Source organism: Candidatus Methylacidiphilales bacterium (assembly GCA_028713655.1).
Lineage (GTDB): Bacteria > Verrucomicrobiota > Verrucomicrobiia > Methylacidiphilales > JAAUTS01 > JAQTNW01.
This window is the reverse complement of record JAQTNW010000070.1, coordinates 1-7,438: the sequence shown is the minus strand read 5'-3', so window position 1 is coordinate 7,438 and position 7,438 is coordinate 1. Positions and strand designations below refer to the sequence as shown.

14 protein-coding genes are annotated in these 7,438 nt (G+C 54.9%); 3 read left to right on the top strand and 11 right to left on the bottom strand.

The window, feature by feature from the left end; all coding sequences use genetic code 11:
* The 5 genes from PHD76_14855 to PHD76_14835 form a co-directional block, all read right to left on the bottom strand.
* On the bottom strand, window positions 1–336 hold a 336-nt coding region (locus PHD76_14855; protein ID MDD5263120.1), incomplete at its 3' end, for a hypothetical protein.
* A 120-nt stretch (window positions 337–456) separates the two neighbouring features.
* Window positions 457–951: a single-stranded DNA-binding protein gene (gene ssb / locus PHD76_14850; protein MDD5263119.1), complete on the bottom strand. Its 495-nt coding sequence runs from the start codon at window positions 949–951 to the stop codon at window positions 457–459.
* Between the two features lie 21 nt (window positions 952–972).
* Window positions 973–1,305 (bottom strand): 30S ribosomal protein S6, encoded by a 333-nt coding sequence (locus PHD76_14845; GenBank protein ID MDD5263118.1) that lies wholly within the window; start codon window positions 1,303–1,305, stop codon window positions 973–975.
* Window positions 1,302–1,874: an aminoacyl-tRNA hydrolase gene (pth, locus tag PHD76_14840; protein MDD5263117.1), complete on the bottom strand. Its 573-nt coding sequence runs from the start codon at window positions 1,872–1,874 to the stop codon at window positions 1,302–1,304. The genes PHD76_14845 and pth overlap by 4 nt, the downstream gene beginning before the upstream one ends.
* A 3-nt stretch (window positions 1,875–1,877) precedes the next feature.
* A complete protein-coding gene (locus tag PHD76_14835) occupies window positions 1,878–2,597 on the bottom strand; it encodes a 50S ribosomal protein L25 (GenBank protein ID MDD5263116.1) in 720 nt (239 codons plus the stop codon).
* A 194-nt stretch (window positions 2,598–2,791) separates the two neighbouring features.
* Here PHD76_14835 and PHD76_14830 point away from each other — a divergent pair, with 194 nt between their 5' ends.
* From PHD76_14830 to PHD76_14820, 3 genes are all read left to right on the top strand, one after another.
* Window positions 2,792–3,769: a ribose-phosphate pyrophosphokinase gene (locus PHD76_14830; protein MDD5263115.1), complete on the top strand. Its 978-nt coding sequence runs from the start codon at window positions 2,792–2,794 to the stop codon at window positions 3,767–3,769.
* A gap of 76 nt (window positions 3,770–3,845) precedes the next feature.
* Window positions 3,846–4,097, top strand: a complete 252-nt coding sequence (locus tag PHD76_14825; protein ID MDD5263114.1) for a hypothetical protein — start codon at window positions 3,846–3,848, stop codon at window positions 4,095–4,097.
* 3 nt (window positions 4,098–4,100) lie between these two features.
* The gene (locus PHD76_14820; GenBank protein MDD5263113.1) at window positions 4,101–4,535 is read left to right on the top strand and encodes a type II toxin-antitoxin system VapC family toxin; all 435 of its coding nucleotides are present in this window, start codon (window positions 4,101–4,103) and stop codon (window positions 4,533–4,535) included.
* Between the two features lie 62 nt (window positions 4,536–4,597).
* On the opposite strand, the gene PHD76_14815 is transcribed toward PHD76_14820, so the two are convergent.
* The 6 genes from PHD76_14815 to PHD76_14790 form a co-directional block, all read right to left on the bottom strand.
* Entirely contained in the window at window positions 4,598–4,765 is a 168-nt protein-coding gene (locus PHD76_14815; GenBank protein MDD5263112.1) for a hypothetical protein, read from the bottom strand.
* Between the two features lie 698 nt (window positions 4,766–5,463).
* Window positions 5,464–6,231, bottom strand: coding sequence for a cytochrome c oxidase subunit II (locus PHD76_14810; GenBank protein MDD5263111.1), 768 nt, complete (start codon window positions 6,229–6,231; stop codon window positions 5,464–5,466).
* Window positions 6,228–6,488 (bottom strand): hypothetical protein, encoded by a 261-nt coding sequence (locus PHD76_14805; GenBank protein MDD5263110.1) that lies wholly within the window; start codon window positions 6,486–6,488, stop codon window positions 6,228–6,230. The genes PHD76_14810 and PHD76_14805 overlap by 4 nt, the downstream gene beginning before the upstream one ends.
* Window positions 6,488–6,694, bottom strand: coding sequence for a hypothetical protein (locus PHD76_14800; protein MDD5263109.1), 207 nt, complete (start codon window positions 6,692–6,694; stop codon window positions 6,488–6,490). The genes PHD76_14805 and PHD76_14800 overlap by 1 nt, the downstream gene beginning before the upstream one ends.
* Before the next feature lie 3 nt (window positions 6,695–6,697).
* On the bottom strand, window positions 6,698–7,009 hold the full coding sequence (locus PHD76_14795) for a hypothetical protein (GenBank protein ID MDD5263108.1): 312 nt from the start codon (window positions 7,007–7,009) through the stop codon (window positions 6,698–6,700).
* A 124-nt stretch (window positions 7,010–7,133) separates the two neighbouring features.
* Window positions 7,134–7,438: hypothetical protein (locus tag PHD76_14790; protein MDD5263107.1), on the bottom strand; the 305-nt coding region annotated here is incomplete at its 5' end.

The window sequence follows — 7,438 nt, the reverse complement described above, 5'->3', positions numbered from 1 at the left end:
CAACGGCGGGCGTCCGGTGAACACGGCCACCAGCAACAGCAGGTAAACGGCCGCGTGAAGCACGGAACCAACGATTCCGAGGGCTGAGAAGGCCCATAGTCGCTGGGCGTGATCTCCGTTCTGAGCCCCCCAAGCATGGACTGCGGCCTGTGCGGCAGGCATGGCGAGGCAAAGAACGAAAAGCAGGCCGAAGCCGATGAGAGCCCAGAGCGAACCGCTGGAACCTTCCTTCCACATGCTGAGAATTGTCACAATTGCCAGGAAGCACACGATGAGCGTGGGCAGGTTTCCCATGAGCAGGCTGAAGAAAAAACTGATGGATTCGGTGTTATTCATCGGGTTTGGCTTCCTTTGGGTTTAGATCTCTACGCTAGTCCTCGCTCGGAGCTGGTTCCTGCAAAAAACGCCGAAGAGCAATGCACCTCGGCGTTAATTTATATTTTAAAAAGATTCTTTTTAAAATGGGATCTCATCATCGGCGGCGTCAGGGGGAGGGATATCCTCTGATTCTCGGCCCGGGCGGCTCGCAGGCTCGCTTTCCACCTTGGAGCTTGTGTGGCCGGAATCGCGTTCTGCGCTGCTTCGTGAACTTCCGCCAGAGCTCCCACCGGAACCGCCGCCGCCGCGGCCCAAAAACTGTACCCGTTCGGCGCGCACACGGAGACGGCTGCGCTTTTCGCCCTGCTGGGTTTCCCATTGGTCCAACTGCAGGCGGCCTTCCACAAAAATCGGCGAGCCCTTGCTCAAATATTCCTTGCAGGTTTCCGCCTGTCGGCCCCAGACGACCACATCCACGTAACAAACCTCTTCCTTTTCGGTGCCGTCCAGGCCGCGATACACCATGTTCATCGCCATCGCCAGATCGCCCACTGCCGTTCCCTTGGGCGTGTGCCGGATCTCGGGATCGCGCGTGAGGTTGCCGATCAAAAAAACCTTGTTGAGAGAGGCCATGATGGTGGAGGTTGGAGTTGCTTAGGCGACGGCTTTTTCCTTGCGCTTGGCGGGCTTCTTGGCCTTGAGTTTGACCTTCAAATAGCTCTGGCGATAGATTTTGGCGTCAAACTGGAATTTTTCCTTCAACGCGGAAAGCTTGGTGCCTTCAAGCTCAAAGGTCACTCCGAGATAATAGCCGGAATCCAAACGTCCCGCCACGCGCTCAAAATGTCGGCGATCCATGCGCTGCGCCGTTTTGAACTCGCCGCCCAGCGATTCGATCGCCTGCTTGATCGTCGCCAGCACGTCATCCACGCCTTCTTCCTTGCCCTGGATATCCAGGATGTACATTGCTTCGTAATTCTGCTTCATAATGTGTTGTTGATTTTTGCGGCCGCGGACTCCACGCCATGTGATTCGCACTCTCGCAGGACTTCCAAGGCCCGCACAATCATTTTTTCCAAATTTTCCTTTTCGTCTTTTCCAAATTGTTCCAGCACGTGGTCGGCCAGGTCCCGCCCGGGTTCCGCGGCTCCCACTCCGCCTCTCAGGCGCGCATACTGCTGCGTACCGAGATGGGCTTCCACCGACTTGAGCCCATTGTGGCCGCCATCCGAACCTTTTGCGCGCAAACGCAGATGGCCCAAAGGCAAATTCACGTCATCGCTTACGACCAGCACCTGCTCGGGCGCGAGCTTGAACCAATCTGCCGCGGCCTTCACCGCCGCGCCCGAAAGGTTCATGTAATCCATCGGCTTCAGCAGCCAGACGCCGTCATCCAGCCGCGCCAGCCGGGCGTGGGCAAAACCGGCCGATTTCCATTCTGCTCCCGCCTCGCGCGCGAAACGGTCCAAAACCATAAACCCGAAATTGTGTCGGGTGGCGGCATATTCCGAACCGGGATTCCCCAGTCCGGCGACGAGGGGAAACAATCCGGCCAAGGATTATGCTCCCTTCTTTTCTTTGTCTTTGCCCTTTTCCTTGTCGGCGCCTTCTTTTTTCTCGGCTTTTTCAGGGGCCTTGGCATCCCCGCCTGCTTCATCCTTCTTCGCGGTGATGACTTCAGGTTGGGTGACAGCCTCGGCAGCGGCCACAGGTTCTTCTTCAACCTTCGGCGCATGCACGGCAAAAACGGTCAGATCGGGCGGATTGGCGACGACGACGCCGGTAGGAAGTTTGATGTCCTTCACATGGATCGATTGGCCGATCTCAAGGGCGGAAACGTCCACCACGATTTCCGAAGGCAAATCCTGGGGCAAACATTCCACGCGCAGATGGCGGAGCAGATGGTCCAAAATACCGCCGCCGACTTTGACGCCGGCCGGTTCGCCGACTTCATGCACCGCCACTTCGGCGTGCATCTTCTTGTTCGGATCGACTTCATGAAAATCGACGTGCAGGAGCTTGTCCTTGACGGGGTGGATTTGCAGCTCGCTGATGACGGCGAGGTGCTTTTTGGATTCAAGTTCCAAGTCCACCAGCATGGCTTCCCGGCCCGTGGCATTGATGGCCGAAACGATCTCCACAGCGGAGAGCTGGATGGTTTTCGGCGCGCCATGACCGTAGAGCACCGCGGGAATTTTACCCGCGCTACGGTTCTTTTTTGACTGACTCCGGCCTCGTGTGGTTCTCGGTTCAGCTTTCAGTGTAATTCGTTTAGCCATATCTCTTTCCTTTTTGCAACAACGGAACCGTCTATAGAGCAGGAAAAGGCCATTCAGGTCAAATTCTTTTTCTGCAAAAAGCAGTACAAACCAACTGCCCACCGAAGCCGGGCTTTCCGTATCAGGCCTTATTTAATGCATTCTGGTGAAAATTCCCCTTGCCGTCACCCCGCTTTCCTACAAAAATGCCGGCCGTGTCAGGCTCAACTTTCGGCAAACAACTCCAGGTCTTTTCCGGTTCCGCCAACCAGGAGCTGGCAAGAAAAATTGCCGATTACATCGGTATCCGCCTGGGGGAGGCCACCGTCACCGCCTTTCCCGATGGTGAAAGCTTCGTTAAATTTGAGGAAAATATCCGCGGCAACGATATCTTCATCATCCAGCCGACCTGCCCGCCGACCAACCATCACCTGATGGAACTTTTTATTTTGCTCGATGCCGCCCGCCGCGCCAGCGCCGCCCGCATCACGGCCGTCATTCCGTTCTACGGCTACGCCCGGCAGGATCGCAAAGACCAGCCTCGCGTTCCCATCACCGCCAAACTCGTGGCCAACCTCCTCACCGCCGCCGGCGCCCACCGCGTCCTCACCATGGACCTGCACGCCCAGCAGATCCAGGGGTTCTTCGACATCCCGGTGGACCACCTCTACGCCGCCCCGGTTTTTTACAACCACCTTTCCCGGAAAGATCTTAAGAACCTCACCGTGGTCTCGCCCGATGTCGGCGGAATGAAAATGGCCGCCGCCTATTCCCAGACCCTGCATTCCGGGCTGGCAATTGTCGCCAAGCGGCGTGTCAGTGCCACGGAAACCGAGGCGCTGTATGTGGTGGGCGAAGTCAAGGACCGCGATGTGCTTCTGGTGGACGACATGACGGAGACCGCAGGCACCTTGACCTCCGCCGCCAAAACGTTGAAAGAGGCGGGAGCGCTCAAAATCTTCGCAGCGGTTTCGCACGCCATCCTGAACGAAAAGGGCATCGAGCGGCTGAAAAATTCCTGCATTGAAGAGCTGATTACCACCAACAGTACGCCCGTTCCGGAAGTGCCCGGCGTTCATCTTACGGTGCTTAGCGTGGCCGAGCTGTTGGGCGAGGCGATCAAGCGCATCCATTACGGCGAGTCTGTTTCCTCGCTCTTCAACATCGGTAACGGCAAGCAGATGGGGTTCTGAGTTCAGACCTCTTTAAAAAAACACCCAGGCTGCTCCTTGACTATTAAAACGCCATGTGCTACATAATTGTAGCATTATGAGAACCGCCACTGTCAGGGAGCTTCGCAACCGGTATCTCGACGTTTTCAAATGGATTGAGGCGGGCGAAAAAGTGGCCATCAGCAGGCGCGGCGCAGTTATCGCATGGCTTGTTCCCGAGCCGGCGAAATCAGCGACCCGTTACGATTGGAAGAAGAGCGCTGCTTTGTGTCGCGACAAAAGCAAGCTGCCACTTTTGACCAAAGAACAATCGGTGGCGTTGCTGGCTGAATCCCAGGGAAAGTGGTAGGCCGTGGGCCCGGTTTGTTGCGATACCAGTTTCCTCTTTTCCCTCTATGCAAGGGATGCGCATACAGCCAAGGCTGAAGCGACAGCCAGGAAACTCAATCAAGCTTTGATTTTATCGGCGTTTAATGAGTTTGAATTTATGAACGCGATCCGGCTCTCTGCCTTTCGCCGGCTGCTTTCCCCTACGGATGCGGCCGCTATTCTTGCCGATTTTGAAGCTGACATTGCCGATGGCGGCATTGTGATAGCCAAGTGCAATCTTGCCGAAGTCATGACAGAGGCAAAAAGGCTCTCGGCCACTTATTCCCTGATCGGCGGCCATCGCGCTTTTGACATCCTGCACGTAGCCACGGCGCTATATCTTGAAGCGGCGGAGTTTCTATCGTTTGACGAGAATCAAAATACCTTGGCCAAAGCCGCAGGTTTGAAAGTAAGGTGAACTATCATCTCTTGTGGCTTGGGCGTCCCGTCCAAGGCTTAATCCAATATTACCCCTGACAATCATTCCAACCGCTCAACCCTGGCGCCAAGGGTGCGCAGGCGCTGGTCGATGTTCGAAAATCCTCGGTCGATCTGGATGATGTTTTGGATTTCCGATTCGCCTTCCGCGCAAAGCGCGGCAATCAGCATAGCCATGCCGGCGCGGATGTTATCGGGGTCAACTCTCAATTCTCAACGTCTTTCCTGCTAACTCCAACGTTCCGACAGTGGACGAAACAGGCCAAGCGCCGGGCGAGACGTCCGGCGTGGCGGACAGGATGCTTTCTGAGAGTTTGCCAATCCTGTCGGCGGTGAATTTATTAGAGGGTCAGCCCTTGAAAATTGAATCGGTCTCATGAATGGAGTCAACTCCGATGGCCAAATCCGTATCCTGCCAGCTCCGTGAGGAATCTGGAACACGCGCGATGAGTGTCAGAGTTGCCTTTCGATTGTCCGAAATAACGCTTTAGCCTGCATATTTCATACTCATTTCAATGGTCAACCTGTTAGCGCCGGGACGTAACAGCGGAAAGACACGAGCTGGGCATATGCAGGCTATGTAACCCGGATGTTCCTGCACCTCTGTTCCCGCCATACTTTGGAGCAGGACACTTTGAAGCGGTTTTCTGAAGCGCGTGAAACAGCCGGGTTAGGAATCATGCAAATGCAAAACCACCGGGCAACATGCCGGGTTTTGTCTAAGTTGTTAGGATAAAGGCAAAAGAACCTTTCCGGCAGGATGCCGGAAAGTGCGGGCGGGACGCCCGCGCTCCTGTAAGACAAAACAATTTACGTTAAAAACTCCGTGATCTGTGCCTCTGCGGGAGAAGCCGACTTTTAAGGGACGAGACGGCGCTCGTCCCTCCGATTTCATCCGAATAAATTACTCAAGGTACAACCGCTGTCTTTTGCTCCGTCGGCGCGGCTTTGTTCGTCTTGATATAGGTGTTGAATTGATCGACCGGCTCGACGGACAGGACCCCTTTCATCAGGCTGTGACCTGCACCGCAAAGCTGCCCGCACATGATGTCATACTCGCCTTCCTTGACCGCTGTAAACCAAAGCGGATTCGCCAGGCCCGGGATCGCATCGCGCGACACACGAAGGCTCATGCAGGCAAAATTATGAATCACATCCTTCGAGGTCAGGCGCACGACCACTTTTTGCCCGATGGGCACGTGCATGGTGTTCATGCTGACCACGTCATCCTTCGAATCCGGATCCGACCAGTCGATGCCCAGCGGGTTGGAGCCGGTGACCAGCGACGGATCGCGCCGCCCGAATTTTCCGTCCTCGCCCGCGTAATGGAACAGCCATCCGAATTGATAGGCCGTGACATGCACCGGCAGAACGCCATCCGTGGGGATCCTTCCAGCCGCCTTGGCCCAAAGCGGCAAGGCAAAGCCGATGAGCAGCACAGCCTCCACAAGCACCACGCTGATTTCGACATGGGTCGTCGCCTTGGAGCGAAAGCCGTGATATTGCGCCACGGGATTGTTGGATTTCCGGAATCGCCAGAGGAGATATACAAAGAAGCAAGACCAGCCGACAAAAAGCAGCAGCATGAACCAGTGGCAAAATTCCAGCATGTGATCGACCAGATAACCGTCGGCCGACACATCCTCGGGTATTCCCAATAATTTGATCAGCATCATACGTCGGTCACCTGTAAAGCTTGGTGTTTGCGCGCACGAAGATATAGGGTCACCGCTACCGCCGCAATCCCACCCATTACGGTTACGATAACGCCCAGCAGAAAGAGGATGGCATTGGCGGCGGCATCGGTCGCCTTTTCACCCGCCGCGCCAAAACAAACCGCGCAGGCGCTGGCATGGCCTGTAAAACAAAGCCATGCAGCCACAGACAGCGCCGCTGCGCCAAAGCGTTTCAACAGCATCTTGATCGAATTCATCACAAAATCGGGTTCTTTTTTAATTTGCGGTAAAACCAGACTCCATACACCAGTAAAGCACAGGCTAATGTCAGCAGTAGCAAAGTCACCGCTCTCATCTCGCCAAGTCCGGTCTGGTGATAGGACTCGGAAGCCCAATAGGCGCCGGCCAGCGACATGCTGGTCGCCAGGGTCACAAAAATAATATGGGCGATTTTAAGCGACATAATTCAATGGCCCGTAATCCGGCCCGGATCATCCCAGTACGCCAGCAGGGTCAACAACAGCAATCCCAGAAACGCAAGGACGGTAATCACCATGACCTGATAAATCAATTTGCGTTCAGCCGAAAGGTGCATGAAAAAATAGGCCACCAGACCCGCCATGAATGCGGCGATCATCAGCCCAAGAACCAGATGGCCCGCAATGTTGAAAGGGATGAGCGCCAGCCCAACTGTCAAAAGCGCAAGCATCGCCAGGGCTGCTCCAATCACCAAGTGCAGCCGGACATGTTTTTTAAGATTTTCCGTTTCTTCTGACATAGCGCTTATCGTCCTGTAACTTACTCCATTCCTCTTTGGAAATCAATTCTCTCGCTCCAATTCCCGGCCTTGCATGCAAAGTATTCGGCCTTCTAATGTTCCGCCGCCATTTAGCCCGGATGTTTCATGCGCTTCTGAAAACCCCTCCAAAGTGTCCTGCCAAAAGACAGGGCAAAAACAGCGGAGTAACCACATCCGGGCTACAAACAAAACCGCCTGAATGGAAAATTTTGAATTGGAACTGCCTTCTTTTGAGGCGGTTTTGTAATAACCTGCATAGGTTCAAGCGCATGTCCTTCCACTGTTGCGCGACAGCGCCAATAGACCGTTTCATAAAATGAGTATAAACTATGCAGGTTAGAGCAGATACAACATCGGGAACAGGAAGATCCAGACCAGCTCCACAAAATGCCAGAACAGCCCCGCTAC

Coding starts and splice junctions, on each gene's coding strand:
- PHD76_14795 (MDD5263108.1), bottom strand. CDS start 7,009: ATGTCAGAAGAAACGGAAAATCTTAAAAAACATGTCCGGCTGCACTTG.
- ssb (MDD5263119.1), bottom strand. CDS start 951: ATGGCCTCTCTCAACAAGGTTTTTTTGATCGGCAACCTCACGCGCGAT.
- PHD76_14835 (MDD5263116.1), bottom strand. CDS start 2,597: ATGGCTAAACGAATTACACTGAAAGCTGAACCGAGAACCACACGAGGC.
- PHD76_14810 (MDD5263111.1), bottom strand. CDS start 6,231: ATGATGCTGATCAAATTATTGGGAATACCCGAGGATGTGTCGGCCGAC.
- PHD76_14805 (MDD5263110.1), bottom strand. CDS start 6,488: ATGAATTCGATCAAGATGCTGTTGAAACGCTTTGGCGCAGCGGCGCTG.
- PHD76_14845 (MDD5263118.1), bottom strand. CDS start 1,305: ATGAAGCAGAATTACGAAGCAATGTACATCCTGGATATCCAGGGCAAG.
- PHD76_14825 (MDD5263114.1), top strand. CDS start 3,846: ATGAGAACCGCCACTGTCAGGGAGCTTCGCAACCGGTATCTCGACGTT.
- PHD76_14800 (MDD5263109.1), bottom strand. CDS start 6,694: ATGTCGCTTAAAATCGCCCATATTATTTTTGTGACCCTGGCGACCAGC.